This is a genomic window from Nocardia sp. NPDC051052, from assembly GCF_044456045.1.
GTDB lineage: Bacteria > Actinomycetota > Actinomycetes > Mycobacteriales > Mycobacteriaceae > Nocardia.
The window spans coordinates 382,778-404,852 of sequence record NZ_JBITFL010000004.1 but is presented as its reverse complement, the minus strand read 5'-3'; the positions used below and the strand labels follow the sequence as shown (position 1 = coordinate 404,852).

General features: G+C 64.8%; 23 protein-coding genes and 1 pseudogene. 8 read left to right on the top strand and 16 right to left on the bottom strand.

Annotated elements, in window-relative coordinates; translation table 11 throughout:
- Positions 1 to 78 precede the first annotated feature (78 nt).
- Positions 79 to 1,233, top strand: coding sequence for an NADH:flavin oxidoreductase (locus tag ACIBCN_RS15850; RefSeq protein WP_396992257.1), 1,155 nt, complete (start codon positions 79 to 81; stop codon positions 1,231 to 1,233).
- A gap of 11 nt (positions 1,234 to 1,244) precedes the next feature.
- On the opposite strand, the gene ACIBCN_RS15845 is transcribed toward ACIBCN_RS15850, so the two are convergent.
- Positions 1,245 to 2,030 (bottom strand): SAM-dependent methyltransferase, encoded by a 786-nt coding sequence (locus ACIBCN_RS15845; RefSeq protein WP_396992256.1) that lies wholly within the window; start codon positions 2,028 to 2,030, stop codon positions 1,245 to 1,247.
- Between the two features lie 360 nt (positions 2,031 to 2,390).
- Between ACIBCN_RS15845 and ACIBCN_RS15840 the strand changes: the two genes are divergently transcribed.
- A complete protein-coding gene (locus ACIBCN_RS15840; protein WP_396992255.1) occupies positions 2,391 to 3,068 on the top strand; it encodes a hypothetical protein in 678 nt (225 codons plus the stop codon).
- A gap of 727 nt (positions 3,069 to 3,795) precedes the next feature.
- Here ACIBCN_RS15840 and ACIBCN_RS15835 read toward each other — a convergent pair.
- Together ACIBCN_RS15835 and ACIBCN_RS15830 are read right to left on the bottom strand one after the other, a co-directional pair.
- Positions 3,796 to 4,623 carry a helix-turn-helix domain-containing protein gene (locus ACIBCN_RS15835; RefSeq protein WP_396992254.1) on the bottom strand — a complete coding sequence of 276 codons (828 nt, stop codon included), beginning with the start codon at positions 4,621 to 4,623 and terminating at the stop codon, positions 3,796 to 3,798.
- Positions 4,624 to 4,627: 4 nt separating this feature from the next.
- The gene (locus ACIBCN_RS15830; RefSeq protein WP_396992253.1) at positions 4,628 to 5,932 is read right to left on the bottom strand and encodes a cytochrome P450; all 1,305 of its coding nucleotides are present in this window, start codon (positions 5,930 to 5,932) and stop codon (positions 4,628 to 4,630) included.
- 528 nt (positions 5,933 to 6,460) lie between these two features.
- On the opposite strand from ACIBCN_RS15830, the gene ACIBCN_RS15825 reads away from it, so the two are divergent.
- Positions 6,461 to 6,922, top strand: a complete 462-nt coding sequence (locus ACIBCN_RS15825; RefSeq protein ID WP_396992252.1) for a phage tail protein — start codon at positions 6,461 to 6,463, stop codon at positions 6,920 to 6,922.
- A 21-nt stretch (positions 6,923 to 6,943) separates the two neighbouring features.
- Here ACIBCN_RS15825 and ACIBCN_RS15820 read toward each other — a convergent pair.
- The 3 genes and pseudogenes from ACIBCN_RS15820 to ACIBCN_RS15810 form a co-directional block, all read right to left on the bottom strand.
- Positions 6,944 to 7,285: pseudogene (locus ACIBCN_RS15820) on the bottom strand (23S rRNA (adenine(2503)-C(2))-methyltransferase RlmN); the annotation flags it as partial.
- A 24-nt stretch (positions 7,286 to 7,309) separates the two neighbouring features.
- Positions 7,310 to 7,987, bottom strand: coding sequence for a hypothetical protein (locus ACIBCN_RS15815; protein WP_396992251.1), 678 nt, complete (start codon positions 7,985 to 7,987; stop codon positions 7,310 to 7,312).
- Positions 7,988 to 7,998: 11 nt separating this feature from the next.
- Complete coding sequence (locus ACIBCN_RS15810) at positions 7,999 to 9,213, bottom strand: hypothetical protein (RefSeq protein WP_396992250.1); 1,215 nt, start codon at positions 9,211 to 9,213, stop codon at positions 7,999 to 8,001.
- A gap of 193 nt (positions 9,214 to 9,406) precedes the next feature.
- Here ACIBCN_RS15810 and ACIBCN_RS15805 point away from each other — a divergent pair, with 193 nt between their 5' ends.
- Positions 9,407 to 10,204 carry a YbaB/EbfC family nucleoid-associated protein gene (locus tag ACIBCN_RS15805; RefSeq protein WP_396992249.1) on the top strand — a complete coding sequence of 266 codons (798 nt, stop codon included), beginning with the start codon at positions 9,407 to 9,409 and terminating at the stop codon, positions 10,202 to 10,204.
- 242 nt (positions 10,205 to 10,446) lie between these two features.
- On the opposite strand, the gene ACIBCN_RS15800 is transcribed toward ACIBCN_RS15805, so the two are convergent.
- Positions 10,447 to 11,928 (bottom strand): ATP-binding protein, encoded by a 1,482-nt coding sequence (locus ACIBCN_RS15800; protein ID WP_396992583.1) that lies wholly within the window; start codon positions 11,926 to 11,928, stop codon positions 10,447 to 10,449.
- Positions 11,929 to 12,161: 233 nt separating this feature from the next.
- Positions 12,162 to 13,271 (bottom strand): 23S rRNA (adenine(2503)-C(2))-methyltransferase RlmN, encoded by a 1,110-nt coding sequence (rlmN, locus tag ACIBCN_RS15795; RefSeq protein WP_379284703.1) that lies wholly within the window; start codon positions 13,269 to 13,271, stop codon positions 12,162 to 12,164.
- 125 nt (positions 13,272 to 13,396) lie between these two features.
- Here rlmN and ACIBCN_RS15790 point away from each other — a divergent pair, with 125 nt between their 5' ends.
- The gene (locus ACIBCN_RS15790) at positions 13,397 to 13,771 is read left to right on the top strand and encodes a lipopolysaccharide assembly LapA domain-containing protein (RefSeq protein WP_396992248.1); all 375 of its coding nucleotides are present in this window, start codon (positions 13,397 to 13,399) and stop codon (positions 13,769 to 13,771) included.
- Here ACIBCN_RS15790 and ACIBCN_RS15785 read toward each other — a convergent pair.
- The 7 genes from ACIBCN_RS15785 to rpsB form a co-directional block, all read right to left on the bottom strand.
- Positions 13,744 to 14,283, bottom strand: a complete 540-nt coding sequence (locus ACIBCN_RS15785) for a hypothetical protein (protein WP_396992247.1) — start codon at positions 14,281 to 14,283, stop codon at positions 13,744 to 13,746. The genes ACIBCN_RS15790 and ACIBCN_RS15785 overlap by 28 nt on opposite strands.
- On the bottom strand, positions 14,280 to 14,960 hold the full coding sequence (locus ACIBCN_RS15780; RefSeq protein ID WP_396992246.1) for a hypothetical protein: 681 nt from the start codon (positions 14,958 to 14,960) through the stop codon (positions 14,280 to 14,282). The genes ACIBCN_RS15785 and ACIBCN_RS15780 overlap by 4 nt, the downstream gene beginning before the upstream one ends.
- A gap of 52 nt (positions 14,961 to 15,012) precedes the next feature.
- A complete protein-coding gene (locus ACIBCN_RS15775) occupies positions 15,013 to 15,855 on the bottom strand; it encodes a phosphatidate cytidylyltransferase (protein WP_396992582.1) in 843 nt (280 codons plus the stop codon).
- Between the two features lie 353 nt (positions 15,856 to 16,208).
- Positions 16,209 to 16,766 carry a ribosome recycling factor gene (gene frr, locus ACIBCN_RS15770; RefSeq protein ID WP_396992581.1) on the bottom strand — a complete coding sequence of 186 codons (558 nt, stop codon included), beginning with the start codon at positions 16,764 to 16,766 and terminating at the stop codon, positions 16,209 to 16,211.
- Between the two features lie 50 nt (positions 16,767 to 16,816).
- Entirely contained in the window at positions 16,817 to 17,545 is a 729-nt protein-coding gene (gene pyrH / locus ACIBCN_RS15765; protein ID WP_396992245.1) for a UMP kinase, read from the bottom strand.
- Between the two features lie 254 nt (positions 17,546 to 17,799).
- Complete coding sequence (gene tsf / locus ACIBCN_RS15760; protein WP_396992244.1) at positions 17,800 to 18,624, bottom strand: translation elongation factor Ts; 825 nt, start codon at positions 18,622 to 18,624, stop codon at positions 17,800 to 17,802.
- Between the two features lie 101 nt (positions 18,625 to 18,725).
- On the bottom strand, positions 18,726 to 19,622 hold the full coding sequence (gene rpsB / locus ACIBCN_RS15755) for a 30S ribosomal protein S2 (RefSeq protein WP_396992243.1): 897 nt from the start codon (positions 19,620 to 19,622) through the stop codon (positions 18,726 to 18,728).
- A 392-nt stretch (positions 19,623 to 20,014) separates the two neighbouring features.
- Here rpsB and ACIBCN_RS15750 point away from each other — a divergent pair, with 392 nt between their 5' ends.
- The 3 genes from ACIBCN_RS15750 (at position 20,015) to ACIBCN_RS15740 (ending at position 21,651) form a co-directional block, all read left to right on the top strand.
- Positions 20,015 to 20,470 carry a hypothetical protein gene (locus tag ACIBCN_RS15750; protein ID WP_396992242.1) on the top strand — a complete coding sequence of 152 codons (456 nt, stop codon included), beginning with the start codon at positions 20,015 to 20,017 and terminating at the stop codon, positions 20,468 to 20,470.
- 6 nt (positions 20,471 to 20,476) lie between these two features.
- Positions 20,477 to 21,004, top strand: a complete 528-nt coding sequence (locus ACIBCN_RS15745; protein WP_396992241.1) for a M23 family metallopeptidase — start codon at positions 20,477 to 20,479, stop codon at positions 21,002 to 21,004.
- Positions 21,005 to 21,138: 134 nt separating this feature from the next.
- Positions 21,139 to 21,651 (top strand): DUF1990 family protein, encoded by a 513-nt coding sequence (locus ACIBCN_RS15740; RefSeq protein ID WP_396992240.1) that lies wholly within the window; start codon positions 21,139 to 21,141, stop codon positions 21,649 to 21,651.
- A gap of 26 nt (positions 21,652 to 21,677) precedes the next feature.
- Here the strand turns inward: ACIBCN_RS15740 and ACIBCN_RS15735 are convergent, their stop codons facing one another.
- Entirely contained in the window at positions 21,678 to 22,043 is a 366-nt protein-coding gene (locus tag ACIBCN_RS15735; protein ID WP_396992239.1) for a hypothetical protein, read from the bottom strand.
- Between the last annotated feature and the right edge of the window lie 32 nt (positions 22,044 to 22,075).

The following is a 22,075-nucleotide window of genomic DNA, read 5'->3' as shown; positions in this document are numbered from 1 at the left end:
ATCGCCCCTGGACTGGCTGTGGTCTAGGTCATAACCAGAAGGGGACGGACCTAGCGCTCGGTGACGTTGGCTTAATTCATGACCTCTGCGAACGAAATTGTCGACTCGCGTACTCAGGGCGTCGACGGCTTGTACGAGCCGTTCGAGCTCAAGTCCTTGCATCTGCGTAATCGGTTCGCGATGGCGCCGATGACGCGGCAGTTCTCGCCGGAGGGGGTGCCTGGCGAGGACGTGGCGGAGTACTACCGGCGTCGGGCCGCGGGAGGTGTTGGGCTGATCATCACCGAGGGGACCTATATCCCCGATCCGGCAGCCGGCGAAAGCCCGCGGGTGCCGCGGATATACGGCCAGGACAGCCTGGCGGGCTGGCGTCGGGTCGTCGATGCCGTGCACGAGGTCGGCGGTGCGATTGTTCCGCAGTTGTGGCATGTCGGCGTCACCCGCGGCGAACGACCGGACCTGAATCCCGATGTCCCGTCGGTCAGCCCGTCTGGTCTGACGCTCGACGGCGATCCGTTGGGGCATGAGCTCAGCAGCGAGGATCTCGATCAACTGCGGCAGTGGTATGTCGACGCGGCGCTCGACGCGCAGCGGGTCGGGTTCGACGGACTGGAACTGCACGGCGCCCACGGTTACCTGCTCGATCAGTTCATGTGGGAACGAACGAATCTGCGGACCGATTCCTACGGTGGCTCGATACCGTCACGCAGCAAGTTCCCCGCCGAAGTGGTGGCGGCGATCCGCGCGGCCGTCGGCCCTGACTTCGCCATCATCTACCGCTTCTCGCAGTGGAAATCGAACAGCTACCGCGCTCGTCTCGCGCAGACACCTGCTGAACTCGCAGACGTTTTGACTCCGCTGGTGGACGCCGGCGTGGATATATTGCACGCATCGACCCGCCGCCATTGGCTCCCCGCTTTCGAGGATCTGCCCGGGACGGACGGCGTGCTGGGACTGGCGGGATGGACCAAGAAGGTGACCGGCGTCCCGACGATCACGGTCGGCTCGATCGGACTGGACACTGAGTTCACCAGCGCCCTGCGCACCAAAGACGGCGCGGCCGGTGTCGCGGACATCGACAGACTGGTGCAACAGTACGAGCGCGGCGAATTCGATCTCGCCGCCGTAGGCCGCGCACTGATCTCAGACCCGGAATGGGTCAACAAGCTCCGCGCCGGTCGAACGGATGAATTCATCCCGTTCGACAACACGCACCGAAAGACGCTGCACTGACACCCGGAGAGCTACGGCTTGCAACAGATGCTGCCGAGGATCTCGACGCGCGTGACGGGTGAGTCATCGTCAAGCCAGTCTTGGATGACGGCCAATCCGGGGTCGAGGATGGTGAATCCGTCCAAGTAGGAAGCGATCTCGGCGTGCGAGCGTAACCTCGGCACGGCCGTACTTCCTTTGGTGGCGGCCGTAGCCTGCCTGATGAAGTGCGAGTCGGAGTCACTCGAGGCATGGGTGAGAACGAGGTAGCTGCCGGGAGCCATCGCGGCACGCAATCGGGCGATGATATCGGCAGGGTGTTCATCGTCCATGATGAAATGCAGGACGCCGACGACCAGAAAAGCGACCGGCTTGTCGAAGTCGATCAGCGCTTCCGCGGCCAGCCGATCGATCATGGTGTCGGGGTGCCGAAGGTCGGCCAGCATCGGCGTATCACCGGACGAGCTCGACGCGGTGGCGTGCGCGAACACGACAGGGTCGAAGTCGATCGAGACCACCCGCGCCGACGGGTCGACTTCGCAGGCCGCGTCGTGGACAGACGGTGAAATCGGGATCCCCGCACCGATATCGATGAACTGACGGACCCCGGCTTCGGCGGCGACCCTGACACCTCGCAGCAAGAACCGACGGCTCATCTGCGCCAAGGCTTTCGAGTCCGGCGCAACCTTCAGCACCCGCTCGGCATACTCCTGATCCGCGTCGTAATAGTCCTTGCCACCGAGCATGTAGTTGTAGATCCGCGCCGAACTCGGTTTGTACGGATCCACACCCATCGGCAATCGCCTGAAGTCCGACACCCACCCTCCTCGGTAGCGCGCAGATCGTAACAAGGTGGCATGACCGCGTTCCCCGTGGACAGGTGGGCACTCTGTCGAGTCACTGACACCGCTGGCTCTCGGTCCGTGCGATCAGCCCTCGGCACCCGGTGGCCAAGATCAGTCTCGCCGACCGGCCGGCTAGCGATCCTGTGCCACAGTTAACAACAGCAAGTCTTATTTGTGGCGACTCGCCGACTTACCTTGGACCTATATCGTCATGCGGGATGGCTATCGTCAGCGGGGCTGCGCGGCGTACACGATGTCCCGGCAGCATGTCCGAAACCCGATCTGATGCGCGGTACCACCGTGCCAACAGGCCGAATCGAAGGTGGTGTGCGCATGAATGTATCGACGAAATTCGTTGCCGTGTCGGTGTGTACGGCAGCCATCGTGGCGGGTTCGCTGACCACGGCACAGGCCGATAACGACCCCGCCGGCATCCAATACACGGCACAGGCAAGCGGCGATTCGATGACCCTGGTCACCGACTCGGGTTCCCTCGATACCGCCGACGACCGGCTGGAGATCCGCGACGACTCCGGCAACCTGATGGCCGCGTTCCCGCTCGGCTACTACCGAGACAACCAGCGGTGGCCGATCGCGGCTCGGATCGACGGAAACACCGCGACATTGACACCTAGCGTGGATCTCGCGAGCGCGACACCGGCGCCAGGCACCACCGACCAGTTGAACGACATCGCCTTGGACCCACAGTCCCCTGCGTTCGGCGCGGCGTTGTCGAACTTCTCCACCATCGTCGGCATCGGCACCGCACTCGGCACGGTCATCGGCACCCTGGTCGGCGCCTCCCTCGGCTGTCTGCTCGGCGGTCTACTGGTCGGCGGCGCCGCGACCATCCCCACCTTCGGCGCACTCACCATCCCCGGCTTCCTCGGCGGCTGCATCGTGACCGCCATCCCCGGCGCCGCCCTCGGCGCCATCGTCGGCACCATCGTTTTCGGCGTGCCCGCGATCATCATCGGCGCAATCCTGCTGGGCGGAGCATTGGCCGCTTAGGCCGCGAGGTCCGGGCGCACAGTCTGGTTTCGCACCAGCCGTTCTCGCCCCTGAAGGTGCACCGATTGGGCAGCACTCAGTGCGGTCCCCTCCCCTCCAGAAATGGGGGACCGTACTTGCTCGGACCAGGCAGTGCACCTTCAGCGGCGGGAACGATGTGGCCGCGACTAATGCGCGGCGGTCGCCGACAGGCTTGGTAGACAGCACCATTGGACGCTGCGGATGCTCCGGTATGCGGTGCCGTCCGGAGGTCGTGTCCCGGGCCGTCTGGGCAACGTCTTATCCGCGCATGGCCTGGTATGGTGCGACGATTCCGGCTACCGAGTCTGAAGAAGAATATCTGTTGCTGAAAGTTCTTCTCGGCCTGGTTATTCCGTCAGTGGAACCCAGATGGTGCTGGGCATGCGAATGTTTGGGCGCGTCCGCAGTTTCCGAACCTGAGATGCGGCCGAGCGCCGCAATGATCGCGGTCGTCGGCTGTTCGCCTCCTTGATGTCGGATTCGATCAGGTGATCGGATCGTTAACGGTATGTGCCCTAAAGCTTTCCAATCGTCATGGGTGAAGTCTTTGACCACGCCCGACGCTTGTCAACCGTCTCGCGGCCTCCTCATGCGCGATCACGCACGCGGCCAGCGACTTTCGGCGCGCCGGACGAAAAATGTCTACAACTTGTAGCACTTCCCGTACCCCCAGCGCTTCCGAAGAACCGCCGGGCAGTAGCCGGCGCTACCGCGTCTCGACGGGGATCAGCGAATGAAAGAGCACCGGCGGCAGCGCGGGTGTGCCGGTGCGGGGCAGCGGGTTGGCGTCTCGGTGAACGTTGACGTAGTAGTCCCGCTGACCGGTGTGATCGCGCAAGTGCAGTCTCGCGCGGCCGGCGTAGAAACGTGCGGCGGGCCGGGTCGACATGATCTGGAATTCCGGCGCCCTCGACATCCTTTCGAGCGCCCGTAGATCGTCCTGGCCGGTGAAATGATGCCGTAGCTGCGTGGCCGTCCAGACACCGAGATGCGTTTCCGGCCACCAGTCTTCGCCGAGCACGTGTTTGGAATGGGGGTCGAGCACCAGCCACTCCAGGAACGAGCTGCCCGCCCGGATGCCAGGATGGAGCCGTTCGTAGGCGGTATTCGCCTCGAGAACCCACAGCAGTCCCGGGATCATCAGCGCGGCGGGGAAGGGCATGCTGTGCACCCATGCCTTGTCCCGCGGTTCCGGGCTGATCCGTTCGCCCGGTACCGCGTGCTGCAGCTGAATGCCCTGGACGAGGATCTCTTCCAAACTGTGCAGATCAGGCAGCTTCAGCACGGCGGCGACCGTCGCCAACGTCCGATGGGTCACCTTCCTGGCGCCCGACTCGTACGCTTTGATCGTCGCGACCGACAGGCCGGTGAGGTCGGCCAGGTCTTGCTGGCTGAGCCGAGGCTCGGCTTCGATCCTGGCCTTTGCCAGCCGATCTCGCACCGCGGCTTGGCCGGCCGTCAGCGTCGGCCTGCTGACCGGCGGCACCGCGTTTCGTCGGGTGGCGGCCGGCGCGGATCGGTCTTCGCTCGCCATGCCCTCAAACCCGAGCAGGAGTGAGCCGGACCGGTAAGTACTGCGGCGCCGCGGTGAGAATCGACTCGGCCCACGGAAGGTCGGCGGGGGTGGCCGCCAGACACAAGTCGGGGTAGCTCGCCAGCAGCGCCCGCAGCGCCACCTGCCCTTCGAGCCGAGCCAGTCGGGCACCGATGCAGTAGTGCATGCCGAGGCCGAACGCGAGATGGATCGGGCCGCTGCGGTCGGCCAAGTGCACCTGCAGTGGATCGTCGAAAACCGTGGGATCGGTGTTGGCCGCGCCGAGGCCAACGATGACCACCCGGCCGGGCGGGATCTCCACCTGCCCCAATGGCAACGGTGCCGTGGTGTATCGCAGAGTGGCGAACGGACCCGGGCTCAGGATACGCAGTACCTCCTCGACATAGGTGTCGATGCGATCCGGGTTGGCGACGAGTTCGTCGCGGATCTCAGGTCTCAGCAACATGATGCTGTTGGCGATCAGCCCGCGGGTGGTTTCGTATCCGGCAGCCAGCAGCACGGTGGTGTTCGTTGCGATGGCACGGTCGGCCGCGGTGAGCCTGTCCGCCGGAGGCAGCTCGGCGTTAGCGGGGTCGTCCGCGACGGCGGCATCGCAGCGAATGATCAACGTGCCCAGCAGATCAGCAGGCAAGGGGTCCTCGGATGTCCAGGACACCAGGTCGGCTCGCTGTCGGCGCTGACGCACCTGCTCGATGAGGTAGTAGGCGAACTTCTTGCTTGCTCGAGCACGTTCCTGCCCCGGGCTCTGGGACAGCAACATCGTCTGCACCCATTCGCCGAATTGCTGGTGATCCCCGGCAGGGACACCGAGGATTTCGCAGATCACCTGCACCGGCAGCGGTGTGGCGTATGCCGGTAGCAGGTCGACCGGCTCCTCGGCGGTGGCGAGGTCAGTGAGCAGTTGCTCGGCGATCTCTTGCACACGTGGCTGGAGCGCGGCCACGGTCCGAGGCGTGAACGCGTCGGCCACCAGCGCCCGCAGACGGGTGTGCTCGGGCGGATCCGACCACGGCAGTCGCTCCGCCAGCGCGAGCGCGGGCAGCGTGAGGTCAGCAAACTCCTTGACCTCGGGACTGGTGGTCGCGGCGGGGTTCTTCCGCAGGCTCTCCGCACCCAGCGCCTGACGAGCCAGCTTGTAGTCGGTGATCAGGATCGCGGTACCCCCGCCGGGAAAGGTCACCTCGTGGACGCCACCGGCCTCCCGCAAGCTCGGGTAGATCTCGTAGGCGCGGCGGAAGAAATCGTCGGGCAACTGCACCCGCGGCGGCGGATTGTGCGAGTTGGTCATCTGTGAGCCTCTGCTTGTCTCGATCGGCACGGGCGCGCACAGTGGTGCCCCCCTCTGCAGCGGGGGGTCGACCCCGCTGCAGACGATCATGCAGCAAAAATCGCAACAGGTTCCAGTTTTGGGGTTGCGCCAGTGGCGGCAGTGAGCCGAGAATCTGTTCGTTCCGTCGCTGGAGTTGTTGCACGCCAACGCTTTTCGTCTCACCGAGACAAGCGGAAACGCCCTCGCTGCATCCTCGAAAAGCACAGCCAGGCGATGTACGGCGTTCACAACGGTTGTGCCGAAGTCGGTTGCGCTGAAGACAGATACATCGGAGTATGCGCCCGTGAGCGGATGCTCGCGGGCGCGTCCAACAGTTGGGGCACATTAATCGCTGCGTGGCCCACCGACTCGCCTTGAGCAGCCCTTCCGTTCATGATCGGCCGGGCTGGACAGATCCACGGCTAGGATTGCAATCCGGAAGCACTGTTCAAAAGTAAATGAACGTACCCCTTCAAAACGTCGACGACACATGCTGAGGAATTCACCATGCCTTATACCGTGGACTTCGATACGGTCTCGACCGCCGGTCTGGAATCATCCCCCGTCGCCGCGGCGCTCGCTGGTTTGCGTGCGAACGAGGCCCGGTACTTCAAGAACAAGTACGACCATGTCTTCACAGTCGAGCCTGCCGACGACGCCAAAGCGACCATCGACTGGGTAAACAAGATCCTTCAGGAGGAACGTGCCATCGTCATCTCCTCCCGCCCGCTGCAAGCTACATCCTTTGAGGTCGAGAACATCCGAATCGCCTACGTCTTCTACGAGAGCGGCCTGTCGATCAACGTGATGTACACCCTCGAAGACGCCAAGAAACGGGCCGTCGGATTCAAACTCTCCGAGGGAATGGAAGTCCCCGAAGAGCTCGCCTCGTTCAAATTCGCGAGGCAGAAGTCGAAACTGGCCGGGACCATTCGCGGCTCCTACTTCGTCATCAAGAACGAATACTGACCCCAGTCCGCCTTACTATCCTTAAGCAGCCGCGATTTCCACACCCAGGGTGCCCCTGCCCCGCGCACGGGGCACCCTGAACGTAGACGCGCCGAACAAACTCGCCCTCAACAGGTTTCGTGCTGGCGTCCCATGTGCGGTCGGCAGTCGAGCTCAACGGAACGACGTTGACATGCACGCGAGAACCCCACGCCCTGTGCAGCCCATGCCCGCGGCCAATCATTGGCGTCACGGATCAACGCGTACTCGATGGACTCGGCGCCCGTACTTGACTGCGTAATAGCGAGCGGCGTTGAGGATGTCGGAGATCGGCCAACGGTTGCTCACCGGAACCAACATGTCGCGGGGTTCGTCGCCGGGGGTGCGGGGAGGTGGACGCGCCTCGCGCTACTGGGACTTGCGCCGACGACGGATGCGGTCGTAGCGCGAGTCCTCGCGGGTGCGGAAGGAGGCAGGAGTCCAGTCTCTGGCTCCTTCGGCAACCGACTGGCGGACGTCGGTGCCTTCTTCCATCTCCATGCGGATAAAACACGACAGCAACAGCAGTCGGTTGATCCGCGGGTCATGCACCGAGAAGTGGCAGCGCTTCGAGATACCCATGGGTTTGACCACATCGAAACCGGCACTGTCGGGACCGCGGTACCGAACGTGCACGCGCGCTACATCATTCGCCATATCCGCCAGCGGGATGAATCTCATGCCGCGGCGGCGGGCGAACACCGCGCCGAGGCCGACCTGCTCACCGGCCAGGACGCCCAGATCATCCTGACGGAACTCGCGGACATGCCCCAAGCTCCCCCAGCGGATCCGCTCCGACGTCACCTCACCGACCCGCTTGCCGTCGAGGTCTACCGCGAAACGCAGATTCACCGAGCCGATTCGCTCTTCGAGACCTGGCCCGGTAAAGACGTCGTATGGCTCCAACTCCGCACCAAAGAATGATTCGTCACGACGCATTCGAGCAACGGCGTCCTTCGACTCGGCCGGAAAGACATCGAAGGTAGTGCTCCGAACTCGATAGGTGGGAACGACCGAAAATTCACTGAGTTCAGCCAAATTCTGCATATTTCACATTCCTACGTCGCCGACGGCAGCATGCCGATACGTGCGGCACCCAGAATCGGGTCCCATCCACTGTTCTTCTCGAATTCGAATCCACGCTGCTCGACGTAATCCGTCAGACTTTGATCATCATTGATGAAACTCCCGACAGATTTTGTCACCTTCGAGATAGCGTCCGGAATCTGCTTCGCAGCCTGCTCGATATTGTTGAATATCGTGACGATCGTGGTCACGCCGCGCACCACTGCTCGCACCTTCTCATAGATCTTCACCATTTTGTAGGCCGTCCATCCGAGTGCGACGACATCCGCAACGGGGTCCTCCGGACCTAGCCCGACCACTTCGATGGCGGCGTCCCCCGCGACCATCTCCAACGCCTCCTTGGCCAGCGCCTTGATCGCCGAGTCGATCAGCTGATCGATCGCGCCGACTGCGGCGCGCACGAGCGTGAGGATGGTGTCGTATCCGTCTTTACACGCCTTTGCGACTTCCTTGGCGGCGTCACCGACACCGCCGAGACCCATGGTCCATCGAAACATGTAGGAGTCGAATGCGGTCGCTGTGTCGCCTTTCCACTCGCTACCGATCTTCCACGATCCCTTTCGGAGCGTCGCGGTGACCGTGTAGCACGCATCCCCGAGAGTGTCGTACGCGTCGTGTAGATACATGAGCCGGTCCCAGTCACCGGTCAATGGCTTGAACAGCTGATCTATCAGGCTTTCTCCGGTAACCATCTTGTACGCCTTGTTGGCGATGATCATCTCGTGCCCGGACTTCATCCCCGCCAAACGCCCGACAACTCCTTGCGAGAATTCCTTCGGCGGATCGGGCGTCTTCAGCGTCACGGCCTCGTCCGAGAAATTACCGAGGTTCGCGCCACCCGAGACCGTCGAGATATCCGGAAATCCGCTCAGCTCCTCCGGGAACAGCGCGCGGATCGCGGAAGCATTCCGCTCATCTTCCGTACGAAGTTCCCGATCGACGGTGGTGACCTTGTCCTTGATCGTGCCCATACCGGTCTGACACAGTCTCAATTTGTCGCCGAGGAAATGTGCGGCCTCAGGCACATACGGCTTGATAAACGCCAGCAAGCCATCCAGCCCGTCGGTGTCCGAGCATTCTTTACCGGTCCAGTCGACCATTGGCCCCAGATGCTCCCCCTGCCTAGCCACCAGCCCATTGAAGGCGGTGAAGTCTTCGGTCGGCGGCACGTTCAAAACGCTTGCCACACAGCCCCCTTCGGTTCCCAATCCAAACGTGATGCACGCTACCCGACCGACCGAACATTCGCACCGTTCGAACGCCGAGCACTATTCCCAGCCAGCCAACATGCCCGCAATATCCGAATTGTCCGATGCGGAACGCCGAGCCACGGCGATCTCATCTACGCTCGACCGGACAGCGCGAGACAGGGGTGTTCGAATGGAACAAATCAACTTCGACGACATGCTGGCGAAGATTGATCGGAAACAGGCGGAACTGGAGGGAATCGGCCGGCAATTGGCGACGATCTCCGCGACGGCACGGTCGTCGGACGGACTCGTCGAGGTGACCGTAAACGCCGCGGGCACAGTGCGTTCGGTCCGCCTTGCCCCGGAAACGTTCCGCCGCAGCAACCCTCGCTATCTCGGCCACTCGGTCATCGAAGCCATCAACACTGCGGCACACGAGGTGGGTCCGCACCGCAAACACATTGTCGCGCCGATCATCGCAACCGGACGGGCGTTCGCCGAGTCGGCAGCCGAGCCGAATTCGGTACCGCCGAAGAGCGCTCCAGCTTCGACCGCTACCGAAGTCGAAGCATCGTCGACCGATCGGACCGTCCGGGTCGCATTGACTCCGGTCGGCACCGTCACCGCGGTCGACATTTCTCCGGAGGCCTTCCGGTCCACTACGACAACACATTTGGCCACAACGATCACCGATGCGGCTCAACGCGCTACCCGGCAGCTGTACGAATCCCGAACCGACGCACTCGATCCGGAGCTTCGACAGGCGACCGACGCGACGGAAACAACGGGGCCGACCGCCCTGTTCCCGATCCCCACCGGCACCGCAGCGCTGGCACCGACAGCGCAACCGAGGCGGGCCGACACTCCCGCCCCGGCGCCACACCAACCGACACCAAGAACACGTCACCCTCGGGATCAGATTGTCGGGCCATCGGACTGGTCTGAGTTCGACGAGTACGGCGAACCACCGAAGACCTGGCTCGTCTAGTTGCACGCTGACCACCGTCGACCCCGACCGTTTCCGCGTGCTCAAACCGCAGCTCGTCTTGTTCGGCATTCGATCACGCAGAGAGACGGCGAACTACGCCCTAACCCTGGGCCGTCAGCTGACGGCAACCGGCGATTTTTGGCCGCGGGTGTCACGCTCCGTGCGCGGGACGCCCTGGGCATCAACACGCCGATCGAGCTCGGCCTCAACGGGTTTCGGTCCCGCCTTGTGCCTCGAACGCACTAGGGCCGACCATAGAGTTGAGGGAGTCCGACAAGCAGAATTTCGGGGTCCTCGGCGGCCCGAATGCGAAGCGCCTCGCTGAACCCAACTCCGCTGAAACAGGCCAGACGACAGCTCGAGACATCCCGACCACTACCTGCCAGCAGCTCTCGCGCCCGAGCTAGACGATCCAGGTGATTGACGCCCATCGTCACGCCCCACTTCGCCTCACCGATCAGCGACACCGCCGCCCTGTGGCCGCCATCCCCCGCCTGTGTGACAGCTACGTCAAGCTGGATCTGGCTGCGAGAAGTCGGGTCGGTGATGACTCCACCACCGACATCACCGAATCCCGCATCCGGACCGAGCATGTCGATGCCGTCGCCGAGCATGAACTCCCGGCACATGGCCTCGAAATGCGGGCCAGCGACCTGAGCCGCGAACCGCTCCTTCGAACGCGCCCAAACCTGCTGAGCTTGACCACTTTCCAGCCGTGCCCACGCTGGACGCATGACGGCCTCGTAGAAAGTGATCAACGGCTCGGTGATGCGGTAAACGGATTTGCCCGCACGAAATATGTCCTGTTCGCGGGCCAGCAGGTGGCAGTCCTCCAGCACCGTCAACGGATGGGAAATATCCACCGACTTGCGGCCGATATAGCCCGCGATTCCACCGCGAGTGTTGTTTCCCTGTGCCACCGCAGCCAGCACCGAGTGATACAGCGCTGGGTCACGGATCTCGGCTTCCTCGGCTAGCAGATAACGTGCTTCCCGAAAAAGCGGACTCAATGGCGACAGCACCGTGCGACACAGCCACGGATCGAAGTCATCGAGAGTGGCCGGCACATCGTCGGCCAGAAACTGCCGCCGATAAGCCGGGGTTCCGCCCAGTACCGCATGCAGCCGTGCCGCCAGCGCAGGATCGACAGCTACACTCCAAAACTCCGCAGCCTCGCGATACCTGAACGGCCGGACTACCAACTCCAACTGGGCGCGCCCACGCAGCGGCGCGTTGCTCGCAAGCAGCCCACCCATCACCGACATCGCTGACCCGCACAGCAGCATCCGGATTCCACTCGGTTCGGTCTGATACCGGTCGACCTCCCGTTGCACCAGCGATGGCAATTCGGGTACTGCCTTCACCAGGTACGGGAACTCGTCGATCACCACCAGCATCGGGTTGTTCGCGCGGGCACGCGCCGCCAACCCGAACAGATAGGCCATCGCGTCATCCCAGTTGCTGAACGAGATAGGTACCTCGGCTCCGGTGAACTCGGCAACCGCAGCGCCGAACTGCCGCAACGACTCCGCGCCGGTAGCGGTCGTCGCTCCAAAATAAAATCCGCCGGACTGCTCGACCAACGCGCGGAGTAAATACGTCTTCCCCATCCGCCTACGACCACTCACGATACCGAGCTGCGCAGTCTGAGCCGACCGCGACGCAAACGACACCAGGCCGTCCCACTCGACAGCCCGGTCGAACAAATGCTCCGGCTTCACCATGCGCTTCACACCCATCGACTGTTAGGAGTACATCCCTAAGGACTGTACTCCTAACGATGCCAGTCACCCCCTCACCGGCAGTAGGACCTCGGTCGGCGTGCCCCTCCCCGAGCATTCGAATCACTTGCACCACAGCCAACAGCGCAGGGCAGTCCGATTTGGCGTTGCTGGCGCCCTCGTAAAAATGCCCCTGGCGATCGAACTGACCAAGAACACCTACTGGCCGGGAGACCTTAGCCTTCGGCAGCTAACTGACCGCAAGCGGCGGCGATTTCCTGGCCGCGGGTGTCACGGACGGTGCAGGGAACGCCTTGGGCGTTGACGCGCCGAACGAACTCGGCCTCAACGGGTTTCGGGCTGGCGTCCCATTTGCTGCCCGGGGTCGGGTTCAACGGGATCACGTTGACGTGCACCCGCGAGCCCAGTGCCTTGTGGAGTTTCTGCCCGAGCATGTCCGCGCGCCACGGCTGGTCGTTGATGTCGCGGATCAGCGCGTATTCGATCGAGACTCGGCGGCCGGACTTGTCGGCGTAGTAGCGGGCGGCGTCGAGGACCTCGGAGATCGGCCAGCGGTTGTTGACCGGGACCAACGTGTCGCGGAGTTCGTCATCGGGAGTGTGCAGGGAGACGGCGAGGGTGACCGAGAGGTCTTCATCGGCGAGTTTGCGGATCGCGGGCGCGAGGCCGACGGTGGAGACGACGACGTTGCGCTGGGAAATGCCGAAGCCGTCAGGTGACGGAGAAGTGATGCGGCGGACCGCGGCGACTACCCGCTTATAGTTGGCAAGGGGTTCGCCCATGCCCATGAAGACGATGTTGGACAGGCGGCCCGGCCCCCCGGCGACCTCGCCGTCGCGCATTGCGGCTGCGGCGGCGCGGACCTGGTCGACGATTTCGGCGGTGGACAGGTTGCGGTTCAGGCCGCCCTGGCCGGTCGCGCAGAACGGGCAGGCCATGCCGCAGCCGGCTTGGCTGGAGATGCAGAGGGTGGCGCGGTCGGGGTAGCGCATGAGCACGCTCTCCAGCAGGGTGCCGTCGCCCGCGCGCCACAACGTTTTTCGCGTCTCGCCCGCATCGCAGGCGACGTGCTTGACGACCGACATCAGCGGCGGGAACAGTGCCTCGCCGATCTTTTCGCGCACCGGCGCCGGCAGGTCCGTCATCTGTTCCGGGTCGGCTTGCAGCCTGCCGTAGTACTGGCGGGCGATCTGGTCGGCGCGGAACTTCGGCAGTCCGAGCTCCTCGATGGCCGCCCGCCTGCCCTCGGCGTCGAGGTCGGCGAGATGCCGAGGCGGCATGCCACGGCGCGGAGCATCGAAAACGAGGGGCAGGGAGACGGTCATAGTTCGTCCATTCTCCCATCTGGGCGAATAGGCCGCACACTCGCCCGTATGCCGGGCCTCCGACATGACCAGTTCGTTGCGAGGAAATACGTGTAACTGTCATAGCAGTGGGCAATGATCGGGATATGTCCACCAATGCTGAACACCTGCCGGATCGCGACCCGGCCTTCCCGGACGAGCCGATGACCACGACTCCCCCGGCCGGTGCGCCGCCCGCCACCACCGCACCACCGGCGATGCCGGCCGCCAAGCGTCGCCAGTCGCTGTCCTCGCGCACCGGTAACACCTGGATCGGTCTGATCGCAGGCGCGCTGATCCTGATCGTGCTATTGGTTTTCATCCTGCAAAACCTCGACCAGGTCCAGGTCGGCCTGTTCTTCTGGCACTTCTCGCTGCCGCTCGGTGTCGCTGTGCTGCTGTCGGTGATCGGCGGCGCGCTGGTGATGGCGCTGGTCGGCGGCGTCCGCATTCTTCAGCTCCGCCGAGCCGCGAAGAAGTAGTTTTCGGCAGGTTCGGCGTAGCAGACAAGCCGCGTCGTCAACCGCGCGGTGGAGCAGCCAGTGCCCGAACCAGCGCACGGATGCGCGCTGGGTTCCCGGTCCACTTCCGTAGCGCGTGTCCTGGCCTGTCGAAGTGCTCCCGCAACAGTTCCGGGCATCGGCGAAAGTGGTTCCGTGGGGCCAGGACGCGCGATCCGCATACCCGCATTCCAGCAGCCGCCCGATGTCTTCGGCGTCACGCGGCGTGAGCCGCTGCGCGTAGGCGAAAGCCTTGATATGCCGCGCGATCGATCCAGCAAGACGCCGTCACGAATCGTGAGCAGCTCTACTGCGAGATCGGCGTCCCTGGTGGCGCGCAACGGAATCGAGACGCCGCTGCGCAGCACATGAAGGTTGACCATGTGCCCACCGACCACCGCCCACGAATCCAGTGCGGCCGCCGCGGCGTCGGCCAGCGCAAGATAGGCACCATCCTCGGCCCGCGAACTGCTGTCGATCGCCAGCTCGATCACGCGACAAGCTCGTCGCGGGCGAGAAGGAACCGCTGTTCGAGCTCGGCCACGGCTTCAGCGGCGTCGGGCCGGTCGTCGGCGAGGACGTGCCTGGCTATCTCGGTAATAGGTGCGAGCGGCCACGCTTGGGCAGCGGGACCACCCATCGCCGTGGCGATGGCTGGGTCGAGGCGTAGTCCTGGCGCGAGTTTTCCGACGGTTACCACGACGGTCGCATCGGCGGGGCCCGTGTCGACCGGGACGAAACCGGCGGCTTCCAGCTCCAAACGCGCGTCGGCATGCAGGTAGACGATGTCCGGGATACGCCACGGCGCGACCCGGTCCGCCGCCCAGTCGCCGCAGACATGGAGCGAAACTCGCTGCGCGGCGGCGTGTTCCAACGCCACCTCGATCTGTCGCGGCATGCTGTCGAGGCTGTACCAGGATTCGACCGCCTCCACCTTGGGCGGGCGGGTGGCGACAAGCCGTTCGCACAGCTCGCGCGGCCGTCGGACCCGCCAGCCGTCGGTGCCCCGTTCCGTCCAGCCGAGTGCATCGGCGGCGGACAGAATTTGCGAGACCCGCGCCTGCGTCACGCCGGTGGCGTCCGCGATGCCGACCTGACGCTGGGGAGCAGGGCTGCCGAGTAGCAACGACAGCACTGCGATCTCGGCGCGCGACGGTCGGGTATCGGACATCCTGCGAGTATGAATTTTTGTCGACAGGCTGGCAAGAATTTATAGTGCCAGGTCAGAGCAGGGTGCTGAGGACCAGCCAGGAGACGAAGGCGGACGGGAGCATGGAGTCGAGGCGGTCCATGATGCCGCCGTGGCCGGGCAGCAGAGTGCCCATGTCCTTGATGCCGAGTTCTCGCTTGATCTGGGATTCGATCAGGTCGCCGCAGGTGGCTACGAGGACGAGGCCGACGCCGAGGACGACGCCGATCATCGAGTTGGCATCCAGCAGCAGGGTCACGGTGAGCAGGCCGCCGATGACGCTGAAGACCAGGGAGCCGCCGAAACCTTCCCAGGACTTCTTCGGGCTGATCGACGGCACCATCGGATGCCTGCCGAACAGCACCCCGGCGACATAGCCGCCGACGTCGGAGCAGACGACCAGGATCATGAAGGTCAGGACCCGCAGGTTGCCGTCCGGCTCGAGCAGCAGCAGCGTCGCGAACGAGGCGAGCAGCGGGATCCAGGCCAGGGTGAAGATGGCAATGGCGGTGTCGCGCAGGAAGTTTCGCGGCGCGGTTTGCAATCCGTGGTCGAAAAGGCGCCACACCATGCAGGTCAGCGCGGTGGCCGCGAAGGCACCAGCGACACCGCTGGCACCGTATGGCCAGCCGAGCCAGAACACGGCCTGGCCGCCGACGATGAGCGGGATCCGCGGTACCAGAACATCGGCCTCACGAAGACGTTTGGCGACTTCCCAGGTGGCGACACCCACCGCGACGCCGACCACACCGATGAACACCTTCGGCACGAACAGCAGGATCGCGATGAGCGAGAGCCCGAGGCCGAATCCGACGGCGAGCGCCGCGGGCAGGTTCCGGCCCGCACGTGAACCGGACGGTGGGGACGCGGCGAGCACCGCGTTCGGACCGTGTGCCTCCGGGTCGTGCTCGGCGGCCGAGACGGCAGGCAAAGTCGGCCCGGTAAGCGCGGCATCCGCCGCCCACGACGCGTCGGCCGCGGCACCATCGGCGGCCGGAGCGTCGTGACCGGTCGCCGCAGCCGAGGCTAAGGGCTCGTAACTCGATGCTCCCGCATCGGGCACGTGCTCTTGCCTCGTATCAGCTGTGCCGTTCACCGGCCTCGGCTCCTCAGCCGCACCGGTCGCGGCGGCGTTCTCGGCCACGATTGTCCCGTCGCTCAACTCGTCGTTCCGTTCGTCCCCCGCCCGGGCGGCCTGCTGCGTCGATCGGCGGCGCGCCGCCGTCAGCGTCAGACCTCGAGCAGTTCAGCTTCTTTGTGTTTGACCAGTTCGTCGATCTGGCCCACATACTTGGCGGTGGTCTTGTCGAGGTCCTTCTCGGCACGCCCGACCTCGTCCTCACCCGCCTCGCCATCCTTCTGGATGCGCGACAGTTCGTCCATGGCTTTGCGGCGGACATTGCGGATAGACACCTTGGCGTCCTCCCCCTTGCCCTTGGCCTGCTTCGCCAGCTCGCGGCGACGCTCCTCGGTCAGCTGCGGCACCGAAATGCGAATGATGTCACCGTTGTTGGTGGGGTTGACACCGAGATCGGAGTTGCGGATCGCGGTTTCGATCGGGCCGAGCTGCGCCTGCTCGTACGGCTTGATCACAACCATGCGTGGCTCCGGCACCGTGATGCTGGACACCTGGGTGATCGGGGTAGGCGATCCGTAATAGTCGACGACGATCCGACTGAACATCCCCGGGTTCGCGCGTCCGGTGCGGATGCCCGCGAGATCGTCCTTCGCTACCGTGACAGCCTTTTCCATCTTCTCCTCGGCGTCGAAGAGCGCTTCTTCAATCACGACCGTTTCCTCCACAGCGTCGTCATCGTCATGATCCGCGGGTCGCGGGGTCAGGACCGAACCAATGTGCCGATCTTCTCACCGGCGACCGCTCGGGCGATATTGCCCTTGGTCAACAAATTGAACACCAGCATCGGCATCTGGTTGTCCATACAGAGGCTGAAGGCCGTCGCGTCGGCGACCTTGAGCCCCTTCTCGATGACCTCTTTGTGGGTGATCTCGGAGTACATGGTGGCGTCTTCGTCGACCTTGGGATCGGCGGTGAACACCCCGTCGACCGCCTTGGCCATCAGCACCACCTCGGCGCCGATCTCCAGGGCACGCTGGGCGGCCGTGGTATCGGTGGAGAAGTACGGCATGCCCATGCCCGCGCCGAAGATGACCACGCGGCCCTTCTCCAGGTGACGCTTGGCGCGCAGCGGCAGGTAGGGCTCGGCGACCTGACCCATGGTGATCGCGGTCTGCACCCGGGTCTCGATCCCCTGCTTCTCCAGGAAGTCTTGCAGCGCAAGGCTGTTCATCACGGTACCGAGCATGCCCATGTAGTCCGAGCGGGCGCGTTCCATGCCGCGCTCCTCCAGCTCGGCGCCGCGGAAGAAGTTGCCGCCGCCGATCACCACGGCGACCTGCACACCGGTCGCGACGACCTCGGCGATCTGCTCGGCGACCGCCTCCACCACGTCCGGGTCGAGCCCGACGCGGCCGCCGCCGAACATCTCGCCACCTAGTTTGAGAAGCACCCGGCGATATCCTGGGCGATCGATCCCCGGGTCCGTCATGGGTGTTCTTCTCCTTCGGCGGTCAACGTTGTTCTCGGCAGGCAAAGTGCGTCAAAGAATTCGGCAGCTCGGAAAGGCTCCTCAACACGGAGCGGCCCCTATCCTGCCCTATGTGTGTTCAGCGGCATAAGAAGACCCCCCGTCAACCGGCAAATCGGTCGACAGGGGGTCTACTCGCTATGGTGCTGTGAGTGCGGCTAGACCCGGTCCCGCGGGTGCGTCCCGGCGTCGGCCGGGACGGTCGCGGGTCGCGATCAGTTGGCGCCGACCTCGAAGCGGGCGAAGCGGGTCACGGTGACCCCGGCCTCGTCCAGCAGGGCCTTGACGGTCTTCTTCGAATCGGTGACCGACGACTGCTCGAGCAGCACGACGTCCTTGAAGAAGCCGTTGACGCGGCCCTCGGTGATCTTCGGCAGCGCGGCCTCGGGCTTGCCCTCTTCGCGCGCGGTCTGCTCGGCGATGCGGCGCTCGTTCTCCACGATGTCGGCCGGAACCTCGTCGCGGGTCACGTACTTCGCCTTGAGCGCGGCAACCTGCATGGCGGCGGCACGCGCGGCGTCGGCCGCCGCGTCGCCGTCACCGGTGTACTCGATCAGCACGCCGACAGCGGGCGGCAGATCAGAGGCGCGCTTGTGCAGGTAAGCGGCGACCGGGCCGTCGAGCGAGATCACCCGGCGCAGCTCGAGCTTCTCGCCGATCTTGGCGGCGAGCGCCTGCACTGCCTCGTCCGCGGTCTGGCCGCCGAGGTCGACTGCCTTCAGCGCGTCCAGGTCGGCCGGCTTCGAGGCCGCGGCCGCGGTCACGATCTTGTCGGCCAGCTCCTGGAACTCCGCGTTCTTGGCGACGAAGTCGGTCTCGGAGTTGATTTCGACCATGACGCCGCCCTTGGCGATGACCAGGCCCTCGGCGGTGGTCCGCTCGGCACGCTTGCCGACGTCCTTCGCGCCCTTGATGCGCAGCAGCTCGACGGCCTTGTCGAAATCACCCTCGGTCTCGACCAGCGCGTTCTTACAATCCATCATCCCGGAGCCGGTGAGCTCCCGGAGCCGCTTCACGTCGGCAGCGGTGTAGTTCGCCATCGGGGGCGAGCCTCCTTCGGAGAAAGTTCTGGAAATACTGGGCAGCGGTGATCACGATCGCACGCGATCATGATCACCGCTGGAACAGCGGGTTACGAGACTCAGGCCTCGGCCGGGGTCTCCACCGGAGCCTCGACGGCAGCCTCGGCCGGGGCGGCCTCAGCGGCAGTCTCGACGGGGGCCTCGGCGGCAGGCGCCTCAGCAGCAGGCGCGTCGGCGGCGGGTGCGGCGGAAGCGAGCAGCTCCTGCTCCCACTCGGCCAACGGCTCGCCCGCGCCGGCTTCCGGCTTGTCGTCGCCGGAGGACAGGCCGGCCCGCGCCTGCACGCCCTCGGCCACCGCGGAGGCGACGACCTTGGTCAGCAGTGCGGCGGAACGGATCGCGTCGTCGTTACCCGGGATCGGGTAGTCGACCAGGTCGGGGTCGCAGTTGGTATCCAGGATCGCGATGACCGGGATGTTCAGCTTGCGCGCCTCGCCGACGGCGATGTGCTCCTTGTTGGTGTCGACGACCCAGATGGCCGAGGGCACCTTGGCCATGTCGCGGATACCACCGAGGGTGCGCTCCAGCTTGTTCATCTCACGCGTGAGCATGAGGATTTCCTTCTTGGTGCGACCTTCGAAACCACCGGTCTGCTCCATGGCCTCGAGCTCCTTGAGGCGCTGGAGGCGCTTGTGCACGGTGGAGAAGTTGGTGAGCATGCCACCCAGCCAGCGCTGGTTGACGTAGGGCATCCCGACGCGAGTCGCCTCGGCCGCGATCGACTCCTGGGCCTGCTTCTTGGTGCCGACGAAGAGAACGGTGCCACCGTGGGCGACAGTCTCCTTGACGAACTCGTAGGCCTTGTCGATGTAGGTCAGCGTCTGCTGCAGGTCGATGATGTAGATGCCGTTGCGGTCGGTGAAGATGAACCGCTTCATCTTCGGGTTCCAGCGCCGTGTCTGGTGTCCGAAGTGCGCGCCGCTGTCAAGCAGCTGCTTCATTGTTACGACAGCCATAGCTCTCGTATCTCTCTTTCGTTGCCGGTTGACGCAGCGAATCGGTGATTCGCTGCCCTGGCGCCTCCGAACCGTCGGACCCGAACCGCGAGGGTGGGACCAGCCGACGATTCCCTGCTCCGCACAGGCGCCGCTACGAACCGATTTTGCTGAGTCGATCCGAACAGCGCCGCTGCGAACAAGCACGGGTGGCGCGCGAAGTCGGTCCATGCAGGCACAGACCGCTCAACCAGTCTACGTCTTAGGAGTCCAGCCGCTAAATCGGCCTGTCAGGGGAGGTGCGGGAGTGCGTCGCGGCAGGTGGAACGGGAGATATCCACAGTCGAGAAAGTTGTCCACAATCGGGGTAGTTGGGGTACCGCGATCGGGCGGGGCGGATGAGGCTTTGTGGCATGCCTTCCACTCCGATTTCCTCGATGACCACGCTGGTCATACCGCTTTTCTTTGTGCTCGCCGTGTTGACGGCGCCGCCTGTTGCGGCTGAACCGAGGGAAGGAGCAGGCCCGAATACGGCGGCCTTTATCGGCGGGCCGCCGCGGAACGAACCCGTGCTCGGGGCGTGCACGGGTTCGTTCTGCGGGCTGGTGCGTCCGGCGCCGCTGCGGGTGACGGACGGTGTGCGGGTCCCGGCGCCGCCGAGCGTTCCGCGATTGTGCGCGCCCTTCGGTCCCTCGGGTTTGGTCGAGTCACCGAATGCCGCGGACTGCGGCCTCGATCCGTTCGCGATATCGCCGCTCGATCCCGAGTTCTGCGAATACGTCGGTCCCGCACCGTTTTTCATGTCGCCGAGTGATTCCGAGTTCTGCGGGCTCGTCTCGCCTGCCCCGTTGGCGTTGCCGAGCAAGTGATCTCCCGTGCTGCCAAGCAACCGTGCACGCCGCACCGCGGTACTCATCGGACTCGTGCTGGCCCTGCTGACCGGTGCGGAACCGGTCGCTACAGCCGGGCCCGTGGGGCCGTTCGGCTGGCCGCTACAGCCTCGGCCGATCGTGCTGCGGCGGTTCGACAAGCCTGCGCAGGACTGGCTGCCGGGGCATCGCGGGGTCGATCTGGCCGGTGCGCCGGGGCAGGCGGTGCTGGCGGCCGGCGACGGGATCGTGGTGTTCGCCGGGACGGTGGCCGATAAGCCGGTGGTGTCGATCGATCATCCGGGTGGTCTGCGGACCACGTATGAGCCGGTGCGTGCCGAAGTTTCAGTCGGGCGTCGGGTCGAGCGGGGTACTCGGATCGGCACCTTGGAAGCCGGGCACGAAGGGTGCGGGACGTGTCTGCACTGGGGACTGCGCAGCGAAGGTGGTGGACGACGGCGACGTGAGTATTTGGACCCACTCGGCCTGCTCCACCTGACTCCCCTACGCCTGAAGCCGGTTGCGCCGCCCTGAGTTCCCCTGGCCAACGCCCCGCGCCGTACACAGACACACCAAGACGAGGGTGGCCCGCGCGAGGCGCGCGGCGTGTCCGAACAGACGCTGCCGAATGCTTCCCAACGGTGTCGGCGGAGGGTCAAGATCAGAGCATGGAGCCCAGTGATCCGCCGTTCACCTATTCGGAAGTCGGTGCCACCAGTAGCGAGTTACCGGAGGGATATCACCGGTTTCGGCTGCGGCGGCGGATCGGGCACGGGCGCGCGTTGTTCGAGCATGCCGGTGCGGCGATTCTGGACTATCGGATGCAGAAGGGCACGGGCGTCTTTCATGACGCGTCGACGGTGCAGGCCGAGCCGGGTACCCGGCTGACGGTGCGGCTCGGCGTCGGGCCGTTGGCGATCATCGCGCCGTGCCGGGTGGTGTACGTGCTTGCCGCGCCGGATGAGCGTGGGTTCGCCTACGGCACCCTGCCGGGGCATCCGGAGATCGGTGAGGAGCTGTTCGCGGTGGAATACGACCCGGCCGATGAGTCGGTGTACGGCGTCGTGACCGCGTTCTCTCGGCCGGGGACTTGGTACACCCGGCTCGGCGGTCCGGTGGTTCGGCTCATCCAGCGCTTCATCGCCGGGCGGTACATCAAAGCCCTGCCCACCTCGGTGTGATTCGACAGGTGCGGTGGGCGAAGGGCCTAGAGCAGGTCGGCCAGCGCTTTGGCCTGAGCGCGTAGGTCTTCGGCGTGCTCCGAGCGCCCGAGGCCGTCGTATTCGTCGGCGACGGTGTGGCGTTCGGCGATCTCGGCGCGCACGATCTGTTCGATGTCACCTTCGGTCAGCTCGCGGCGTGCGACCTCGGCGACGCCAAGGCCGACCGCGCTGCTCTCCAGCGAGCCCGCCTGATGGTCGCCGACGTCCACGGCCTCCGCATTGTCGATGGCGCCCAGGGTGGACCGCAGGGCGGTGATGGCCTGACGGTCACGCGCTTTCATGGCGACGGACAGCGCGGCACGCAGGCGCCCACGCAGGGGCAGCCGATCGGTCGACGGTTCGGTTGACATGATCACCACCGTAAAGAGAGTCGGTTTCCGAG